The organism is Streptococcus oralis (genome assembly GCF_016127915.1).
Taxonomy (GTDB): Bacteria; Bacillota; Bacilli; order Lactobacillales; family Streptococcaceae; genus Streptococcus; species Streptococcus oralis_BO.
Map to the genome: position 1 here is coordinate 123,738 of NZ_CP066059.1, position 20,272 is coordinate 144,009.

At 40.2% G+C, this 20,272-nt stretch carries 20 protein-coding genes; 16 read left to right on the forward strand and 4 right to left on the reverse strand.

Features of this window, described 5'->3' with window-relative positions:
- Positions 1-110: 110 nt before the first annotated feature.
- The 16 genes from I6H78_RS00575 to I6H78_RS00650 all read left to right on the forward strand — a co-directional run bounded on the left by I6H78_RS00575 (position 111) and on the right by I6H78_RS00650 (position 16,096).
- Positions 111-1,154, forward strand: coding sequence for a bifunctional glycosyltransferase family 2/GtrA family protein (locus I6H78_RS00575; RefSeq protein WP_198459596.1), 1,044 nt, complete (start codon positions 111-113; stop codon positions 1,152-1,154).
- Complete coding sequence (locus I6H78_RS00580) at positions 1,151-2,062, forward strand: phosphodiester glycosidase family protein (RefSeq protein WP_198459597.1); 912 nt, start codon at positions 1,151-1,153, stop codon at positions 2,060-2,062. Before I6H78_RS00575 ends, I6H78_RS00580 begins: the two co-directional genes overlap by 4 nt.
- Entirely contained in the window at positions 2,037-2,447 is a 411-nt protein-coding gene (locus I6H78_RS00585) for a hypothetical protein (RefSeq protein WP_198459598.1), read from the forward strand. The genes I6H78_RS00580 and I6H78_RS00585 overlap by 26 nt, the downstream gene beginning before the upstream one ends.
- 155 nt (positions 2,448-2,602) lie before the next feature.
- Positions 2,603-3,517 carry a peptidase gene (locus I6H78_RS00590; protein WP_198459599.1) on the forward strand — a complete coding sequence of 305 codons (915 nt, stop codon included), beginning with the start codon at positions 2,603-2,605 and terminating at the stop codon, positions 3,515-3,517.
- 238 nt (positions 3,518-3,755) lie between these two features.
- Positions 3,756-4,694: an FRG domain-containing protein gene (locus tag I6H78_RS00595; RefSeq protein WP_198459600.1), complete on the forward strand. Its 939-nt coding sequence runs from the start codon at positions 3,756-3,758 to the stop codon at positions 4,692-4,694.
- Positions 4,695-4,752: 58 nt separating this feature from the next.
- Positions 4,753-5,445 carry a pyrimidine 5'-nucleotidase PynA gene (pynA, locus tag I6H78_RS00600; protein ID WP_198459601.1) on the forward strand — a complete coding sequence of 231 codons (693 nt, stop codon included), beginning with the start codon at positions 4,753-4,755 and terminating at the stop codon, positions 5,443-5,445.
- 23 nt (positions 5,446-5,468) lie between these two features.
- Complete coding sequence (locus I6H78_RS00605; protein ID WP_084881808.1) at positions 5,469-5,762, forward strand: hypothetical protein; 294 nt, start codon at positions 5,469-5,471, stop codon at positions 5,760-5,762.
- Between the two features lie 119 nt (positions 5,763-5,881).
- Entirely contained in the window at positions 5,882-6,535 is a 654-nt protein-coding gene (locus tag I6H78_RS00610) for a uracil-DNA glycosylase (RefSeq protein ID WP_198459602.1), read from the forward strand.
- A 9-nt stretch (positions 6,536-6,544) separates the two neighbouring features.
- Positions 6,545-7,009, forward strand: a complete 465-nt coding sequence (locus I6H78_RS00615; RefSeq protein ID WP_001135768.1) for an NUDIX hydrolase — start codon at positions 6,545-6,547, stop codon at positions 7,007-7,009.
- A gap of 12 nt (positions 7,010-7,021) precedes the next feature.
- Complete coding sequence (locus I6H78_RS00620; RefSeq protein ID WP_198459603.1) at positions 7,022-8,290, forward strand: dihydroorotase; 1,269 nt, start codon at positions 7,022-7,024, stop codon at positions 8,288-8,290.
- Between the two features lie 41 nt (positions 8,291-8,331).
- A complete protein-coding gene (locus I6H78_RS00625) occupies positions 8,332-9,672 on the forward strand; it encodes an MATE family efflux transporter (protein WP_198459604.1) in 1,341 nt (446 codons plus the stop codon).
- Between the two features lie 178 nt (positions 9,673-9,850).
- Positions 9,851-10,819, forward strand: a complete 969-nt coding sequence (locus I6H78_RS00630) for a thiamine pyrophosphate-dependent dehydrogenase E1 component subunit alpha (RefSeq protein WP_198459605.1) — start codon at positions 9,851-9,853, stop codon at positions 10,817-10,819.
- A 15-nt stretch (positions 10,820-10,834) separates the two neighbouring features.
- Positions 10,835-11,827 (forward strand): alpha-ketoacid dehydrogenase subunit beta, encoded by a 993-nt coding sequence (locus tag I6H78_RS00635; RefSeq protein ID WP_198459606.1) that lies wholly within the window; start codon positions 10,835-10,837, stop codon positions 11,825-11,827.
- Positions 11,828-12,117: 290 nt separating this feature from the next.
- A complete protein-coding gene (locus I6H78_RS00640; RefSeq protein ID WP_198459607.1) occupies positions 12,118-13,161 on the forward strand; it encodes a dihydrolipoamide acetyltransferase in 1,044 nt (347 codons plus the stop codon).
- Positions 13,162-13,206: 45 nt separating this feature from the next.
- Positions 13,207-14,910 carry a dihydrolipoyl dehydrogenase gene (lpdA, locus tag I6H78_RS00645; RefSeq protein ID WP_269780145.1) on the forward strand — a complete coding sequence of 568 codons (1,704 nt, stop codon included), beginning with the start codon at positions 13,207-13,209 and terminating at the stop codon, positions 14,908-14,910.
- A gap of 196 nt (positions 14,911-15,106) precedes the next feature.
- On the forward strand, positions 15,107-16,096 hold the full coding sequence (locus tag I6H78_RS00650; RefSeq protein WP_198459608.1) for a lipoate--protein ligase: 990 nt from the start codon (positions 15,107-15,109) through the stop codon (positions 16,094-16,096).
- Positions 16,097-16,169: 73 nt separating this feature from the next.
- Here the strand turns inward: I6H78_RS00650 and xerS are convergent, their stop codons facing one another.
- The 4 genes from xerS to I6H78_RS00670 all read right to left on the reverse strand — a co-directional run bounded on the left by xerS (position 16,170) and on the right by I6H78_RS00670 (position 20,260).
- Positions 16,170-17,240, reverse strand: a complete 1,071-nt coding sequence (gene xerS, locus I6H78_RS00655) for a tyrosine recombinase XerS (protein WP_198459609.1) — start codon at positions 17,238-17,240, stop codon at positions 16,170-16,172.
- A gap of 177 nt (positions 17,241-17,417) precedes the next feature.
- Positions 17,418-17,855, reverse strand: a complete 438-nt coding sequence (locus I6H78_RS00660; RefSeq protein ID WP_198459610.1) for a MepB family protein — start codon at positions 17,853-17,855, stop codon at positions 17,418-17,420.
- A 65-nt stretch (positions 17,856-17,920) separates the two neighbouring features.
- Positions 17,921-18,661, reverse strand: a complete 741-nt coding sequence (locus tag I6H78_RS00665; RefSeq protein ID WP_198459611.1) for a CPBP family intramembrane glutamic endopeptidase — start codon at positions 18,659-18,661, stop codon at positions 17,921-17,923.
- Positions 18,662-18,709: 48 nt separating this feature from the next.
- Positions 18,710-20,260, reverse strand: a complete 1,551-nt coding sequence (locus I6H78_RS00670) for a ClC family H(+)/Cl(-) exchange transporter (protein ID WP_198459612.1) — start codon at positions 20,258-20,260, stop codon at positions 18,710-18,712.
- Between the last annotated feature and the right edge of the window lie 12 nt (positions 20,261-20,272).

Consider the following 20,272-nt stretch of genomic DNA (forward strand, 5'->3'; position numbering starts at 1 on the left):
GGTGATTTCTGAGAAAAATAATAAATTTGATTTTATTTAAATTTAAGTATAAGGAATTTTTAAGCATTTGTCTGTATACTTTTCCAATCATCAAAGAAAGAGGTGTAAATATGAACTATCTAGTTATTCCAGCTTACGAACCTGACTACAATCTCATCAAATTGATTGAAAAGATTCACAATAAGAGCGATTTTTCCATCATCGTCATTGATGATGGAAGTTTGCCAGAATGCCAAGGCATTTTTGCTCGAGCAGCGGATTTTGCGACAGTCCTTCGCCACCAGGTCAATCAAGGAAAAGGGCAAGCTCTGAAAACAGCCTTTGAGTACATTCAGTCTCTCAATAAGCCAGGGACTGTGGTTACAGCAGACGCAGATGGACAGCACAGGATCTGGGACATATTTCGTAGCTTGACCAAATCAAATGAAAATCCTAATACACTTGTCCTTGGTGTCCGTGCCTTTACTGGCAAGGTTCCCTTGCGTAGTCGCTTTGGAAATAGCTTGACTCGTATCTTGTTTAAACTGCAAACGGGTGTCGCTGTATCCGACACACAGACAGGATTACGTGCCTTTTCAATGGATATGATTCCTTTTATGCTCAAGATAGAAGGACAACGGTATGAATACGAGATGAACATGCTCCTCGAAGCAAGTCAATCCTACCCAATCTTAGAAGTTCCGATTGAAACAGTCTATATCAACGACAATGAGGCTTCTCACTTCCGGCCTATTCGAGATGGATTGATGATTTATAAAAATATTTTAAAGTTTGCGCTCTCGTCTTTTAGTAGTTTTATCGTAGATTATGTGGTCTACGCTCTCTCTATTCTATGCTTGAGCTTTATTCCGACAGGTCTTCGTGTTCTCCTCTCAAATGGTTTGGCACGTGTGACTAGCTCCATCTTTAACTTTTCTACCAACAAAAAATTGGTCTTTAAGAACAAGGCGAGCAGTTTTAAAACAGGATCAGGTTATTTTGGATTAGCAGTTGGTCTCTTTATCTTAGACACCATCCTGATTCGACTTTTCAATTCTAGTCTTGGAGTCAATTTGCTAATCGCGAAGATACTTGTCGGAATCATGCTCTTTATCCTCTCTTGGACCATTCAAACTCGCTTTATTTTCAAAGAAAGGACCTGTAGCCCATTATGAAAGTTTTAAAGAAACCCTATCTATACGCCTCGGTCTTGGGCTTGCTCCTGACAAGTTCCTTTACCTATTCGATGTTGAAGACCTTTGTACTTGCTGAAACGATTTCTACTGTATCTAATGCCAGCTCAACGTCTAACACCACAGCAGCAAGTCAGGCAGCAAAAAATGCCCAGGTGACGGATACTAGCTATTCAGATGGAAATATCAGTGTCACCCTCACTGAAAAGACTGTGAATGAAACGCAGGTCTATGTGGCAGATATAACCCTTAGTTCATCGGATTATCTCAAAACAGCTCTAGCTCAAAACTCCTATGGAACCAACGTCACAGCTAAAACCTCTGTAACGGCTGCTGAAAACAATGCTATTCTAGCTGTCAACGGTGACTACTATGGAGCTAATAGCTCTGGTTATGTTATCCGTAATGGAGTTGTATATCGGGACAGTGTCCGTGAAGATGCTAGTAATGGTGACCTTGCCATTTACAAGGACGGCTCCTTTAAAATCATCTACGAAGACCAAGTTTCAGCCGATCAGTTGGTTCAGGACGGTGTCGTCAATCTACTGGCATTTGGTCCGTCTCTAGTTGAGAATGGAGAAATATCCGTTGATACCAATACAGAAGTCGGTCAAGCCATGTCATCCAATCCTCGTACAGCTATTGGGATTATCGATGAAAACCACTACATCATCGTCGTTTCGGATGGTCGTACCTCTGAAAGCAAGGGATTGTCTCTTTACCAGATGGCAGAAGTGATGAAATCTTACGGAGTGAAGACAGCCTATAACCTTGATGGTGGTGGATCCTCAACTCTCTACTTTAACGGTCAGGTAATCAATAAACCGACTACAGGTGGAAGCAAGATATCAGAAAGGGCGGTGAGTGATATTGTCTACATCGGTTACTAAAATCAAAAACAAACGCCTCAAAAAGACACTCGTTGGCTATAGTCTTCTCACTATTTTCTTCTTTGCATTTAGCCGTATCTACGAGTCCTTTAGTTTTGGGGAGACGTCGCTTCATATGCACTATCTCTTTGCAGTACCTTTAGTAGGGGGCATTGTTCTAGCATTACTGTCGAAAATCATGCCAAACCTAGGACGAATCAGCCTAAACTTATGGAACTCGGCAGTTGCAGTCCTAACAGCTGGAATGCTCTTTCGAGGAATTGTCAATCTATCAGGTCGTTCAACGACCTTAGACCAACCTTACTGGTATGTTGGCCTAGCATTTGTTATTTTGGCTATCGCCTCGCTTTTCTTTCATAAGAAGAATAGTCAAGAATTAGCTTAAAAATTGAAAACTGGATGTTGAGAGAAACAGCCAGTTTTCTTGTTGAAGTTCATGACTATAGATCACAAATACCCATATTTTTTGTTTGGATTTTATGGGGTATGAGAATAGTTTTCTCGGTATAATAGTCCCATAGAAGATAAGGAGGCAGGAATATGCAGATGTATTTTGGAGATGTGTCGCTTTGCTATAGTTATTCATTGGCAATGGCACTGGATTCCTATGGTTATGACTTTAAAGCAGATTTTTTAGAGGCAATCATGGTGATGGGAAATGGCGCTAGTATCGTAAAGGAAGATGAACAACACCCTCTAGTATTCTTTGATAATGGTATGCCAGATCTTTCTATCTCTCATTCTTTAAAAATACTTGGATTTGACTATGAGGATTTCTATCTAAAGAATGAAGCAGAAGTAGATTTGGAAGAGATTAAAAGAAAGTTGGAAACGTTTCTGTTCAATGGACCTGTCGTACTGGGACCTCTTGATATGGGCCATCTGACCTACAACCCCAATCACACAATCCTTTATGGTGTGGATCATTTTGTAACCGTGTATGACATTGATGATCGGTATCTCTATTTGCACGATCCAGCTGGTTTTGCCTGTATGAAGGTTGCTTTTAATGACATACTAGAAGCCTGGAAGGCAGAGGGTATTGACTATAAGCGCGGAGCCTACTCCATGTGGGGAAATTTTAAGAAGGTTAAGAGTCCTAGTCAAACTCAAATCTATCAAGAAACGGCAAGGCTTATAAGGGCCAGATATCTGGATGGACAAAGTAATGTTTTGGAATTCTATGCAAAAGCAGTTGCTGAAAATGGCTTAAATACAGAGCAAAAACAATTGCATCATTATTTCAGCTTTAAACTTGCTGCTGTTCGAAATCTCTATCTCAGTAAGTTCTTAAAAGATCATAATCCAGAAGGTGCAAGATTAAAAGAGAAATTGGCTACATTATTTGGCCAAGCCCATCTTTCATGTTTAAAAGAAGATTACCAAGAACTATCACACTTGCTCTATCAAATAGCAGAAGTAGATGGTCACTTTAAAGATTTGTATGTAAAGTAGAGAACAAGGAGATGACTCTATGCATTAAAAACTAGTTAGTAAAAGCAGTTTTTCGTAAAATGAAGAACTGCTTTTTGAATTGTTAACAACAGAAATATGAGTCCAATTTTTAATATCCTATTTATTTAAAACATAGAAAAATGACAACACTTAAAAAGAACGAATAAGAATTTTAAAATAACTATTTGAGTATTTTTCGTTTCTTACTTTTTCTAAGTGTAAATGATATAATATACCTATGGTTATTAAAAATTATTTTGCAAATTCAATTGAATCGTATATTCAAACTATTAGAGAGATTAATTCAGAGAATCCATCCCATAGACTATGGTATAGAGGGCAAAAGAATTCCGAATATGGGTTAATACCTGGAATTTGGCGTGAGGCTTATTCTGTTTTTAATTCGAGGAGAGAGAAAACCCCAATTCTTCGAACAAATTTTTACAATCCTGAAGGAGAGGTAGTTGTTATGCCATCTCAAAATGTTCTTCTTGAAAAATTTAAGAGTAAGGCAAAGACAGAAGATATTATAGGGCCGCAAAACGAAGTACAGTGGTTAGAACTAGCTCAACATTATGGTTTACCAACAAATTTATTAGATTGGTCTACAGACCCATTGGTTGCATTGTTTTTTGCTGTCTCTACAGTTGATTGTAAAAATAACAATCACACTTACTTAACTAAAAATCAAGTTATTTGTCGACAAGATGATGAAGATGAGGATGAGATAATTCATGATCATGCTTCTGTATGGGTAATAAATCCGTTGGAAATAAACCGAATATTACTAAATGAACCTGGTTTAGAAGGAGTTTTTCAGAGTTTCAATCATAATGATATCGAGAGAATTAACCAAGAAATTTCTTTAAATTGTGGCACATTTTGTTTTGAGGGGTCTAAAATCAATCCTCGTATCACCAGACAATCAGGGAACTTCACACACTCAGGAACAAAACTCACACATCCTCTAGATTTTTTGTCAGCTACTCAATCAGAAATTATAAAAATTAATATACCTTATAATTGTATTTTCCAAATTATGAAAGACTTGAGTGCATTAGATATTACAAATCAATCTATATATTTTAGAAGTAATGAAAGAGATTTGACTGCAGGTGAAATTAAAGACGAAGTATATTCGGAGTTTATGGATTATCTGAATTCAATTATTGAGTAATTATTTTTCTTGCACCTCCTTTTGAATCTTTGCACCCCTAGAAAGGAAAACTCTCAAATTGTCCTACAAATTTCTACTTTTCGATCTCGATCACACCTTGCTTGATTTTGACGCTGCTGAGGATGTGGCACTGACGCAACTTTTAAAAGAAGAAGGAGTTGCAGATATCCAAGCCTATAAAGACTATTATGTTCCTATGAACAAGGCTCTCTGGAAGGACTTGGAGCAAAAGAAAATCAGTAAACATGAACTGGTTAACACGCGCTTTTCTCGTCTATTTGCTCATTTTGGACAGGGAAAAGACGGTAGGTTGCTTGCCCAGCGTTACCAATTTTACTTAGCCCAACAGGGACAAACTCTTTCGGGTGCTCATGAACTCTTGGACAGTCTCATAGAGCGTGACTATGACTTGTATGCTGCGACAAATGGCATTACCGCCATCCAGACAGGACGTCTGGCTCAATCAGGTCTGGCTCCCTATTTCAACCAAGTCTTTATCTCCGAGCAATTACAAACACAAAAGCCTGACGCACTATTCTATGAAAAAATCGATCAACAGATTGCTGGATTTGATAAAGAAAAGACACTGATGATTGGAGATTCTCTAACCGCCGACATTCAAGGTGGCAATAATGCTGACATTGACACTATCTGGTACAACCCTCAACGCCTCGAAAATCACACACAAGCCCAGCCGACTTATGAAGTTCATTCTTACCAAGACTTGCTGGATTGTTTAGATGCTTTGTAGTGATTTCCCTAAGAGGTGTTGATATGGAAATTAAAGTCATTGAAGAGATTGATAACTTACTAAACCTCATCGAGCAGTATCAGTTAAAAGGTGTGGTTGCTCAAGTAAATTCGTTAAAAGAGTTAAAGTATATCATAAGCAATCATATAGAGTTAAGTACTCGAGAGAAGATGAATATCCACTATTCACTCTTTCTCCCTAGGGGTGGCTTATCTGAACTCTACTATATGGACGCTAATCTTGAACGGATGAAGTCTGTAAATAATCAACTTTCCTATGCTATTGATACAATAGAAAAGTTTTTAATGGCTGATTGATACTGTGAATACTAATGTCAAATAATAGGGTCAATAACAGTATATATAAGAACTGTAAAAAGTGGTTTAGATAGCCACTTTTTGCTATAATAGAGGCAGTAAAAACGAAGGAGTCGGCTATGGAACACTCGTCTTGGCATGCTTTGATTAAGGAGCAATTACCTGAGGGGTATTTTGGGAAAATCAATCAATTTATGGAACAGGTCTATGCTCAGGGAACTGTTTATCCACCTAAGGAAAAAGTTTTTCAGGCTCTCTTGACTACACCGCTTGAAGAAGTGAAGGTGGTGATTCTAGGACAGGATCCTTATCACGGGTCAGGGCAGGCGCAGGGCTTAAGTTTTTCTGTACCTGACTCAATCCCAGCTCCGCCGTCCTTGCAAAACATTTTAAAAGAATTGTCAGATGATATCGGGGTTAAGAAATCACATGATTTGACGGCTTGGGCTGAGCAGGGAGTCTTACTTCTCAATGCTTGCTTGACGGTCCCTGCTAGTCAGGCCAATGGTCATGCTGGGCAGATATGGGAGCTTTTTACTGATGCCGTGATTCGGGTTGTCAATAATCTAGACAGACCTGTAGTCTTTGTATTCTGGGGTGCTTATGCACGCAAGAAGAAGGCCTTGGTTACCAATCCTCACCACTTGATTATCGAATCAGCCCATCCTAGTCCTTTATCGGTTTATAGAGGATTTTGGGGCTCCAAGCCTTTTTCCAAGGCCAATGCATTCTTAACAGAGACAGGACAAGAGCCAATCGATTGGCTTAGATAAGGAGAGAATATGCCTCAGTTAGCGACGATTTGCTACATTGATAACGGAAAAGAACTGCTCATGCTCCATCGTAATAAGAAGCCCAACGATGTCCATGAAGGCAAATGGATTGGTGTGGGTGGAAAGCTAGAGCGAGGTGAGACTCCACAGGAATGTGCAGCGCGTGAAATCCTCGAAGAAACAGGGCTCAAAGCCAAGCCGGTTCTAAAAGGTGTTATCACTTTTCCAGAATTCACGCCAGATTTAGACTGGTACACCTATGTTTTTAAGGTGACGGAGTTTGAGGGTGACTTGATTGACTGCAATGAGGGAACCTTAGAATGGGTTCCCTATGATGAAGTCTTGAGCAAGCCAACTTGGGAAGGTGACCACACCTTTGTTGAGTGGCTTTTAGAGGACAAACCTTTCTTTTCAGCCAAGTTTGTTTATGATGGGGATAAATTGTTGGATACCCAAGTTGATTTCTATGAATAAAGGAGAAAGCAAATGCTACTAATCAAAAATGGTCGTGTCATGGATCCCAAGTCAAGTTTGGATCAAGTGTGTGATGTTTTGATCCAAGATGGGAAAATTGTCAAAATTGCGTCTGAAATCAAGGAAGAAGGAGCAGAAGTGATTGACGCTACTGGTCTTGTGGTTGCGCCTGGACTAGTTGATATTCATGTTCATTTCCGTGAACCTGGTCAGACCCACAAGGAGGACATCCATACTGGGGCACTAGCGGCTGCTGCAGGTGGTTTTACAACGGTTGTCATGATGGCTAATACTAGTCCAACCATTTCGGACGTAGAAACTTTGCAAGAAGTTCTCCAGTCAGCTGCCAAGGAAAAAATTAACGTCAAGACAGTTGCGACTATTACCAAGAACTTTAATGGCCAAGACTTGACAGACTTTAAGGCGCTTTTAGAAGCAGGTGCGGTTGGTTTTTCTGATGACGGTATTCCGCTTGAGAGCAGTAAAGTGGTCAAGGAAGCAATGGAAGAAGCTAAAAAACTCAATACTTTTATTAGTCTTCATGAGGAAGATCCAGGTTTGAACGGGATTCTTGGATTTAACGAAAACATCGCTAAGGAACATTTTTATATCTGTGGAGCGACTGGGGTGGCTGAGTACGCTATGATTGCGCGTGATGTTATGATTGCCTATGCAACCAAGGCCCATGTTCACATTCAGCATTTGTCTAAGGAAGAAAGTGTCAAGGTGGTGGAGTTTGCTCAAGGACTAGGTGCGCAGGTCACAGCAGAAGTAGCGCCACAGCATTTCTCTAAGACAGAAGCTCTTCTTTTAACTCAAGGAAGCAATGCCAAGATGAATCCGCCGCTTCGTTTGGAATCAGACCGTCGTGCCGTGATTGAAGGTCTTAAGTCAGGTGTCATCACAGTCATCGCGACAGACCACGCGCCTCACCATGCAGACGAGAAGAATGTCGAGAATATTACTAAAGCACCGTCTGGTATGACAGGCTTGGAAACATCACTTTCTCTCGGTTTGACTTATTTGGTCGAAGCAGGAGAGTTGAGCCTGATGGAATTGCTAGAAAAAATGACTGTTAATCCAGCTAAATTGTATAACTTTGAAGCAGGTTACTTGGCTGAGAATGGTCCAGCTGATATCACTATCTTTGATGACAAGGCTGATCGCCTTGTGGACTCCCATTTTGCTTCGAAAGCAGCTAATTCACCATTTATCGGTGAAACTTTAAAAGGGCAGGTTAAATATACCATCTGTAAGGGACAAATCGTCTATCAAAACTAGATGGGATTTTGCTCTATAAACTATAAGAATAGAGAGCGTATATGTATCCAACCCATCAATTTAAAGATAAGTTTGTCTTATTTCTTAAGATATTTTTCCCTATCCTGATCTATCAATTTGCTAATTATTCTGCCTCTTTTGTTGATACAACCATGACTGGGCAGTACAATACCATGGACTTGGCGGGGGTGTCAACCGCAACGAGTCTATGGAATCCTTTCTTTACTTTTTTAACAGGGATTGTTTCGGCCATGGTTCCCATCATAGGCCATCATCTGGGACGGGGCAAAAAGGAAGAAGTAGCATCTGATTTTTACCAATTTATCTACTTGGCTTTCGGACTGTCTTTGGTCTTGCTTGGAATGGTAGTATTCTTAGCGCCATCTGTCTTAAACAACATCGGACTAGAAGCTCAAGTGGCGGCAGTTGCAGTTTCCTATCTTTGGTACCTTTCTATTGGAATTATTCCCTTGTTGCTTTTCAGTGTCATTCGGTCATTGTTAGATTCTCTTGGTTTGACCAAGCTATCGATGTACCTCATGCTCCTATTACTTCCTCTTAATAGTGGTTTTAACTATCTTTTGATATATGGAGCATTCGGTTTTCCTGAGCTTGGTGGTGCAGGAGCAGGGCTAGGAACTTCGCTAGCCTATTGGGTTTTATTGGGCATTTCCCTGCTTGTTTTGTTCAAACAAAAAAGATTAAAAGCGTTACATCTTGAAAAACGCATTCCACTCAATATAGATAAAATCAAGGAAGGTGTTCGATTAGGTCTACCAATCGGGGGAACCGTCTTTGCTGAAGTAGCTATTTTCTCCGTGGTGGGACTAATCATGGCTAAGTTTTCATCGCTCATCATCGCTAGTCACCAGTCAGCTATGAACTTTTCCAGCCTCATGTATGCTTTTCCTATGAGTATTTCCTCTGCTATGGCGATTGTTGTGTCTTACGAGGTGGGGGCTAAACGTTTTGAGGATGCAAAAATCTATGCACGTCTGGGGAGAATAACAGCCCTCATTTTTGCTGGTTTTACCCTATCTTTTCTCTACATTTTTAGAGATCGTGTAGCAAGTCTATATGGGAATGACTCTCAGTTCATTGAAACAACTGCTGTATTTCTAACCTACAGTCTCTTTTTCCAATTAGCTGATACCTTTGCGGCCCCACTCCAGGGGATTCTAAGAGGCTATAAGGACACTATCGTTCCTTTCTATCTTGGCTTAATCGGGTATTGGGGAGTAGCGATACCTCTAGGATACCTACTAGATCAAGCAACTGACTTAGGGGCATTTGCCTACTGGATTGGGTTAATTGCCAGTTTGATTGTTTCTGGCTGTTTGTATCAATGGCGTTTGAAATCCATAATGAAAAGATTGAGCTAATTTTAAGAAATTATCCTGAAAAATTACTTTGTGAAAAAAATATTCTAACTAGAGAGAATCCTTGTTTTAACAGGGATTTATTTTTTATATTGTGAAATTTTATTAACCATATACTTTGACAGCGTATACTAAAAAAGGTAAAATAGTATGGTAAGAACAATGTTAGAAAGGCAAGATTATGTCAACTTTAGATAAAAATCTTTTGCTAGAGATGTTCCGTAAGATGGAAGAAATCCGTCGCATGGACTTAAAAATCGCTCAGTTAGTGAAAAAGGGAAAAGTTCCCGGTATGACTCACTTTTCTGTTGGAGAGGAAGCTGCTAACGTTGGAGCGATGTTGGCTCTCAACCCAGATGACCTAATTACCTCCAACCACCGTGGACACGGGCAAGCTATTGCTAAGGGGATTGATCTCAACGGAATGATGGCAGAAATCCTTGGGAAATACACTGGAACCTGTAAAGGAAAAGGTGGTTCTATGCACATCGCCGACCTTGATGCGGGTAACCTCGGTGCCAATGGTATCGTAGGTGGTGGTATGGGGATCGCTGTTGGTGCAGCCCTCAGTCAACAAATGCAGAACACTGGAAAAATCGTCGTCTGCTTCTTTGGAGATGGTGCGACCAACGAAGGTGTGTTCCACGAAGCAGTCAACATGGCTTCTATCTGGAACCTGCCAGTTATTTTCTACTGCATTAACAACGGTTATGGGATCTCTGCGGATATCAAGAAAATGACTAACGTGGAACATATCCATCACCGTAGCGCAGCTTATGGAATTCCTGGAATGTTTATTGAAGATGGAAACAACGTCATCGACGTTTATGAAGGATTTAAGAAAGCTGTAGACCATGTTCGTGGTGGCAATGGACCAGTCTTGATTGAAAGTGTCACATATCGTTGGCTTGGTCACTCATCATCTGACCCTGGTAAATATCGTACGCGTGAAGAAGTGGAATTGTGGAAACAAAAAGACCCAATCGAAAACCTTCGCAAGTACCTCGTTGAGAACAACATTGCAAGTTCAGAAGAGTTGGAAGAAATTCAAGCACAAGTCAAGGAAGCAGTAGAAGCTTCTGTTAAATTTGCAGAAGAAAGTCCATTCCCACCGCTTGAATCCGCATTTGAAGATATTTACGCAGACTAAGGAGAAAGAGATAAAATGGAAACAAAAACAATGTCGTTCCGTGACACCATTATCCTTGCTATGTCTGAGGAAATGCGTCGCGATGAAAATGTATTCTTGATGGGAGAAGACGTCGGTGTCTTCGGAGGAGACTTCGGAACTTCTGTCGGAATGCTTGAAGAATTTGGTCCAGAACGTATCCGTGACTGTCCGATTTCTGAAGCGGCCATCTCTGGAGCAGCAGCAGGAGCGGCCATGACAGGACTTCGCCCAATCGTCGATATGACCTTCATGGACTTCTCAGTTATTGCCATGGACAATATCGTCAACCAAGCTGCTAAAACACGTTATATGTTTGGTGGTAAAGGTCAGGTTCCAATGACTGTCCGATGTGCAGCTGGTAATGGAGTTGGTTCTGCGGCTCAGCACTCGCAATCACTAGAGTCTTGGTTCACTCACATTCCAGGACTTAAGGTTGTAGCTCCAGGTACACCTGCTGACATGAAAGGACTGCTCAAGTCTTCTATCCGTGATAACAACCCTGTTATCATCCTTGAATACAAGTCAGAATTTAACCAAAAAGGGGAAGTGCCAGTTGATCCAGACTACACAATCCCACTTGGAGTTGGTGAAATCAAACGTGAAGGTACAGATGTAACAGTCGTTACTTATGGTAAAATGCTTCGTCGTGTGGTTCAAGCTGCTGAAGAATTAGCAGAAGAGGAAATTTCAGTTGAAATTGTGGACCCACGTACCCTCGTTCCACTTGATAAGGATATCATCATTAACTCAGTGAAGAAGACTGGTAAGGTCGTTCTGGTTAACGACGCCCACAAAACAAGTGGTTATATTGGAGAGATTTCAGCTATTATTTCGGAATCAGAAGCATTTGATTATCTAGACGCACCAATCCGCCGCTGTGCAGGAGAAGATGTGCCAATGCCTTACGCACAAAATCTAGAAAATGCAATGATTCCAACAGTTGAAAGCATCAAAGATGCAATCCGTAAGACTTATAACAAAGAATAGAATTACATAAATTAAATTATGTAAAATTTTAGAGATTTTTAACTTTAGTAACTTGAGACACATTCGGACGGGGTCTGCGAAAAAAAGAAAGATTTCCTTGTGTTCAGCGAACACATCGTCAATCTTCTATTTTTTCATTGCACTTTTCGTCCTTAATATCTTAGATTAGAGCACGGGCTAAAAGCTCGGAAAAAAGATAAATCTCCTTGGCTTCATCGAAGCCAGCGTCGATTTCCTATTTTTCAGTCGCTTTTTACGCCCTTTGTATCATAAATAGAATTGGAGAGGTCATGGCTGATGACAAGCTAAGAGCGACTCCTGCGGCTAGAAAGTTAGCGAATGATCTAGGGATCAACCTCTACGACGTTTCTGGCTCAGGTGCAAACGGTCGTGTCCACAAAGAAGACGTGGAAACTTATAAAGACACAAACGTGGTTCGCATTTCGCCACTTGCAAAACGAATTGCCCTCGAACATAACATTGCTTGGCAGGAAATCCAAGGAACAGGTCATCGTGGCAAAATCATGAAGAAGGATGTTTTAGCCTTGCTTCCTGAAAATATCGAAAACGATACTATCAAGTCTCCTGCTCAAATCGAAAAAGTGGAAGAGGTTCCAGATACTATCACTCCTTATGGTGAGATTGAGCGTATTCCAATGACACCAATGCGTAAGGTTATCGCCCAGCGTATGGTTGAATCCTACCTAACCGCGCCAACTTTCACACTCAACTATGATGTTGATATGTCAGAAATGTTGGCTCTTCGTAAGAAGGTTCTTGATCCAATCATGGAAGCAACTGGGAAGAAGACTACTGTAACTGACCTTCTTTCTCTCGCTGTTGTAAAGACCCTTATGAAACACCCTTACATCAATGCTTCATTGACAGAAGATGGCAAGACCATTATCACTCACAACTATGTCAACCTTGCTATGGCGGTTGGTATGGATAATGGTCTAATGACACCAGTTGTCTATAATGCTGAAAAAATGAGCTTGTCAGAGTTGGTTGTAGCCTTTAAGGATGTCATTGGTCGTACCTTGGATGGTAAATTGGCTCCAAGTGAACTGCAAAATTCAACCTTCACAATCAGTAACTTGGGAATGTTTGGTGTTCAGTCCTTTGGTCCGATTATTAACCAACCCAACTCAGCAATCCTCGGGGTGAGCTCAACAGTAGAGAAACCTGTAGTTGTCAATGGTGAGATTGTTATTCGTCCTATCATGAGCCTAGGATTAACCATTGACCACCGTGTCGTAGATGGTATGGCTGGTGCTAAGTTTATGAAAGACTTGAAAGCCTTAATTGAGAACCCAATCTCAATGTTGGTTTAAAAATACAGTATTTATTTTTAGAGATATAGATAAAGGAAGTAAGACATGGCCTTAGAAGTAATTATGCCAAAAGCCGGCGTGGATATGACAGAAGGACAAATCGTCCAATGGAATAAGAAAGTCGGAGAATTTGTAAAAGAAGGAGAAATCCTTTTGGAAATCATGACTGACAAAGTCAGCATGGAATTGGAAGCCGAAGAAGATGGATACTTGATTGCCATCCTCAAAGGAGATGGTGAAACAGTCCCTGTAACGGAAGTTATCGGTTACCTTGGTGAAGAAGGGGAAAACATCCCAACAGCTGGAGCAGCTGCACCAGAATCAAAACCTGCACCTGCAGTTAGTGCCTCAAACGACGACGGCAAGAGCGACGATGCCTTTGATATCGTTGTGATTGGTGGAGGACCTGCTGGTTATGTAGCAGCCATTAAAGCTGCCCAACTTGGTGGTAAGGTTGCCCTTGTTGAGAAATCTGAACTTGGTGGAACTTGCTTGAACCGTGGCTGTATCCCAACTAAGACCTACCTTCACAACGCTGAAATCATCGAAAACATCGGTCATGCAGCAAACCGTGGTATCGTCATCGAAAATCCAAACTTCACTGTAGATATGGATAAACTTTTAGAAACTAAATCTAAAGTTGTCAATACCTTGGTAGGTGGAGTTGCAGGTCTTCTTCGTAGCTACGGAGTTACTGTTCATAAGGGAATTGGTACGATCACTAAGGATAAGAATGTCTTGGTAAATGGTTCTGAATTGCTTGAAACCAAGAAAATTATTCTTGCTGGTGGTTCAAAAGTCAGCAAGATCAACGTTCCTGGTATGGAATCATCACTTGTAATGACTAGTGATGACATTCTTGAAATGAACGAAGTTCCAGAGAGCCTCGTAATCATCGGTGGTGGAGTTGTTGGTATCGAACTTGGTCAAGCCTTCATGACATTTGGGTCAAAAGTAACTGTTATCGAAATGATGGACCGTATCGTTCCAGCTATGGATGCAGAAGTTTCTAAGAATCTTCGCTTGATTCTTGAGCGTAAGGGTATGACCATCTTGACAGGTACAAAACTGCAAGAAATCATCGAGGAAAATGGGCAACTTCGTATTAAAGTTGAAGGAAAAGACGATATCATCGCAAGCAAAGCCCTTCTTTCAATCGGTCGTGTACCAGACCTTGAAGGAATTGGCGATGTTGAGTTTGAACTGGACCGTGGACGCATCAAGGTCAACGAATATATGGAAACTTCTGTTCCAGGAATCTACGCACCAGGTGATATCAATGGTACTAAGATGTTGGCGCACGCAGCCTTCCGCATGGGTGAAGTTGCGGCTGAAAATGCCCTCAAAGGAAATCATGCTGTTGCCAAATTGAACTTGACTCCTGCAGCCATCTACACTCTCCCTGAAGTAGCAGCAGTAGGTCTGACTGAAGAACAAGCTCGTGAGAAATACGATGTCGCTATCGGTAAATTCAACTTTGCAGCTAACGGACGTGCTATTGCATCGGACGCTGCTCAAGGTTTCGTAAAAGTTATCGCCGATAAGAAATATGGAGAAATCCTTGGTGTACACATCATTGGTCCTGCAGCCGCAGAATTGATCAATGAGGCATCAAGCATCATCGAAATGGAAATCACTGTTGAAGAAATGCTGAAGACTATCCACGGACACCCAACCTACTCTGAAGTGATGTACGAAGCATTTGCGGATGTTCTAGGAATGGCCATCCATTCACCTAAGAAAAAATAAATAATTTTTTCAACTAAATTTTCTTAAAGTAGTACGGACGGCAGCGACCTCTATTAGAGTTCCATGCCTAAAAATTGATCCTCTTGTCTCAATTTTTCCGAGAAATGTAACAATAACACGTTACATTTCTTTTTACCACTTTAGAAAATTGGATTGCTATGAACAGAATTTAAAAATTAAATTTTTGGGAAATACTATGAAATATATTATCAATCATTCAAACGACACTGCCTTTAATATCGCCTTGGAAGAATATACCTTTAAACACTTACTAGATGAGGATCAAATCTTCCTTCTTTGGATTAACAAGCCATCTATCATTGTTGGACGTCACCAGAATACTATCGAAGAAATCAACCGTGATTATGTTCGCGAAAATGGCATTGAGGTAGTCCGCCGTATCAGTGGTGGTGGGGCTGTTTATCACGATCTAAACAACCTCAACTACACCATCATTTCAAAAGAAGATGAAAACAAGGCCTTTGACTTCAAGAGCTTCTCAACTCCAGTTATCAACACCTTGGCTCAACTCGGTGTTAAAGCTGAATTTACAGGGCGTAATGACCTTGAGATTGATGGCAAAAAATTCTGTGGTAATGCCCAAGCTTATATCAATGGACGTATTATGCACCATGGTTGCTTGCTCTTTGACGTTGATTTATCAGTCCTTGCTAACGCCCTCAAGGTGTCAAAAGACAAATTTGAATCAAAAGGTGTGAAATCCGTCCGTGCCCGTGTGACCAATATTATCAATGAACTACCAGAAAAAATTACAGTTGAAGAATTCCGCGATTTGCTATTGGAATACATGAAAAAAGAGTACCCAGAGATGACTGAATACGTTTTTTCTGAGCAAGAATTAGCGGAAATCAATCGTATCAAGGATACCAAGTTCGGTACTTGGGACTGGAACTACGGTAAATCACCTGAATTTAACGTCCGTCGTGGAACAAAATTCACCAGTGGTAAGGTTGAAATTTTTGCCAACGTCATTGAATCAAAAATCCAAGATATCAAGATCTATGGTGACTTCTTTGGTATCGAGGACGTTGCAGCTGTAGAAGATGTCCTTCGTGGCGTGAAATACGAACGCGAAGATGTCCTTAAGGCCTTAGAAACTATTGACATCACACGCTACTTTGCTGGTATCAGCCGTGAAGAAATCGCTGAAGCGGTAGTGGGGTAAATCAAAAAGAAGTTGCTTATTTTAGCAGCTTCTTTTTACGAGTTATTGGTTTACATAATTTATTTTATGTAATTTATAAATTGTCCAGAGCATTCTTTTGTTCATCGTTGACGATATGAGTATAGAGGTCAGTGACTTGTGTACTGGCGTGTCCTAGCTGGTGGCTAACCAACACTTGCGATTTAGTTGCATCATAGAGCCTAGTTGCTAGGGTATGACGCAGTTTATGGGGAGTTACACGCACTTTGAAGTCCTCAGAGTACTTAGCAACCATTTTCTCAACGCTGGAAGCATCGATACGATTGGGAACGCCACGATATAAGGTCAGAAAGAGAGCTGTATCCGTCTTTTCCGTCTTATAGCGTTGATTTCGAATGGCTAGATAATTCTCTAGATAAGGTTTTGCAAAGGCAGCGACATTGACCGAGTCACGTTTACCACCTTTTCGAGTGACATCAATGACCATCATTTTTAAATTGAGATCTCTTAGATCCAGATTAACAGCTTCAGATAGGCGGACACCAGATGCTAGGAGAAGGGCGATGATGGCCAAATCACGTTCTTTATTTTTGTTAAATGATGAAAGAGCGCGATTTGAGAGCTGTTGTGGGTACTCCTGGTCGATATAGGTTAGAAAACCTTCTGTTTCATCACCTAGAAAGAGTTTTTGCTTGATGTTTTCAGCTCTGGCAGCAAGAGTTTCTTTCTTTTTCCTGGTTGAAACTTTCTTCATTACATTACGATAGAAATAAGGCTCCCCCTGGTCGTTTTCAACCTCCTCGGTCAGATACTTGTAAAGACTGGAAAGTGCTGACAAGGTCCGATTGATGGTCGTCTGAGAGACACCTTGCTTGGTTGTATTAGCATTCAGCAATGGACGTTCACGTAGATAAAGGATAAAGGATTCCATGTCTTTTTTAGACATATTTTCCAAGACCGATAAAGGAATGTCAGACATTTTATCAGCATTTGAAATACCAGACTCCAAAACCCAGCTAAAAAATCGATCGTATTCCTTGAGGTATTCGTACAAGGTTGTAAAACTGTAGGGAACAGCAAGCTTTGATTGGTAGTATTCCAAGACATACCAGGGCATGATTTGTTTTAGTTTGTCGATTCGTTCCAGTAAAATCTCACGTTTCATGTATTTTCTCCATAATTAAGTCTACTAGTAGTATAGCATAGACTAATATATTTTTCAAGAAAATTATAGTTTTTCGGAAAGATGTTATAAGTGTGTGATGGATTTTAGAAAAACAAAGACCTGGTTCTGCAATTATAAAAACCAAGTCTTTTGTGTGTATGTAATCCGGCAATATGTTTATACTTTAATTTCTCTAAAATATTGCAATTGCCATTTTTGTGTTGCTCGAGCTGTTGTATTTAAATTTGAGCACCAAGGAGGATAAAATCGCATAGACATTTTTCCATTGCTATCTTTTGTCGACAGAATGTTTTTACGAATAGCCACCTCGTTTGGAATAATGAATAGTCCCCTCTTATCATTATCAATGATAACGATTATAAGTTCATTTCCTAAATCCTCATTGGTATAAGGAATGTTCTTGTTGTTTTGGTCTTTTTTCCAAAAAACTGTAAAATATCCTTCTTTTTTCGGTGTTCTTTTTGCCAAGCGGCATCTTTTATACCCTTGCTCTTCCTTTATATTGATAAGAATACCTTCGTATTTTTCATTGTATTTTTCTTCAATGAAATCAAAATCACCATAAAAATTATATAAAACATCGAGTATTTTCATTATGATGTATATCCTCCTTAGCAAATAACTTTTCCAAAGAATAATACTGTTTCCAACAAAATCAGCTACCGACTATACTCATCTTTTTTATATATTACCATATAGCAGGATACCAAGATGATGAAGATTTTAAGCAGGTAGGTTTCGGATCGATCAGTGTCTATGGTTAGCTGAGACAAGACATTAATGATCGAATGTGTCATAACGCAAATCCAGAGATTCTTTGTTTTGTTATAAAGAGCTGAGAGTATGAAAGAATTCGTCAGCAATCCAAATAAAAACGGTAGAATTTGCAGAGTTGCTAGGGAACCATCAATGTAAAAGAACAACAGATGCCAAATCGCCCAGCTGAAAAAGGTTAGGATTGTTGAGTGAAAATACGGTAGCTTCTCTTGTAAAATTGGTTGAAAGACATATCGCCATCCAATCTCTTCTATACCACCAAACACAATAAATTTGAAGAACATCAAAAATGGGAGATACCAGCTAAATTCTATTATTTTCCCACCAAACCTTAGAAAAGAAAAATCAAGGATAATTAGGAAAAAAGATAATAAATAATGTTTATAACTAGTATGGATGTTAAAAAAATCTTTTACGATCTTCTTAAAATGAATATGAAAATAGTGATTTGCAACAATTATTCCCCAAAGAGCTGAAGAAATCCCACCAACAATGATTCCTAAAACAGTTAATAGATTGGAATGAACAGAAAAATGATTCAAGAAAAAGAAAAGGAGACAAACTGATACTATTTGGCTAAATGTGCCTAGTAAATATATCGCAATTGCCTTATTTCTTTTCATAGAGAATCCTTCAAATTTATTTTACGTAAAATAAATTATGTAAAAAACTTACAACAACAAATCTTTGACTTTCCCAATTTCACTTTTTGGAATCACCAGGTGAATCATATCACCCAGATACATTCTAGTTGAGCCGTTAACTGTTTGGCTTTTGCCATTATGAACTTGGGTGGTGATGAGTACGTTATGTGGCAAGTTGAGCTCGTGAACCTGCTTTCCAGCTATCTTGTCAGATACAGGGATTTCAATTAGGGTAACTTCTCCTTCGTCTGTTGCTTCTTCTGGTAGTATTTTTTCAAGCATGGCCTCATAGACTGGAGCACCCTTGAGTAGATCCATGACGATGTAGGCAACTAAGGTCACTAAGCCAAGTGGCATGAGGTTGCGAATATCTCCAACCATTTCGGTTACGAGTATCATAGCAGTTAAGGGAGCCTTAGATATTGCCCCAAAGTAGCCACTCATCCCCAGAATGACAAATATAGGAAATTGTTCCTGACTGACAAATCCAAGGTTGACACAAATAACACCGACTAGGGCACCTAGTAAGGAACCAAGCGCCAAAATGGGTAGGAAAATTCCTCCTGGGAGGCCGCTTCCATAACTAATCATGCTCCAAATAAAGCGAATCAAAAAGTAAGCTAATAGAAGCTGAAAACTAAAATCTTGCTCAGTCAAAGAAAGAACGACCTGATTTCCACCACCAAGAATTTGAGGTAAGAAAATTCCGACTGGTATGATGAGGATAAAGGCTAGGATTGGATAATAAGCTCTATCCAAATGGATTTTTTGACCAAGCCATTCATAAATTTGACCAACATTGAGTACAGCTTTCTCATAGAGAAAACCAGAAAGCCCGAGAAAAACTCCCATAACCAGGTAAATCCAATACTGGTCTAGGGTCATGAGAGGAATATTGTCTGGCATATCTAGTACGGGTGTTAGGCCAAATATGAGTAGTGAGACAAAGTTTGCTACTAGACTGGCTGCTAGAGTTGAGACCCAGAAAAAGCGGGAAAAATGGTGGTATACTTCTTCTACGACAAAGAGCAACCCAGCAATCGGAGCATTAAAGGCAGCAGCTAAGCCAGCTGCAGCACCACTGGCAATCAGGGAGCGTTCCTCTACTAGGCTAGATTTGAGCCACTTGGCGATACCTTTACCACCAACAGCTCCAAGTTGAATACTCGGCCCTTCACGCCCTAGCATAAGACCACCGGCAATAGCAAGAATCCCTAATACATATTTCTTCCAGAGGACACTCCACCAGTTGAGGCTCATCAGTCCCTTCAGCTCGGCTTCGACTTGAGGAATTCCTGAACCCTTGATATCTTTTTCTGACCGAGTTAGTTTCGCACTAAGCCAGCAAACTATTAAATAAAATAGACCAATGATAAAAAGATTGCGCACTAGGTGCGCTTGATCTTGATAAAGTCCTTGTATCAGGTGGAAGCCCTTTTCGATTAAGAAACGAAAGGATCCGACGATTACCCCGACGACGAGACCAACAATGATTCCTCGTCCAACTTGGGATAATATGGTGCTTGAGGCAAAGGCAAATTCTTTCTTGGAACTAAGTGTTTTTGACTGTTCCTCCATAATCATTTCCTC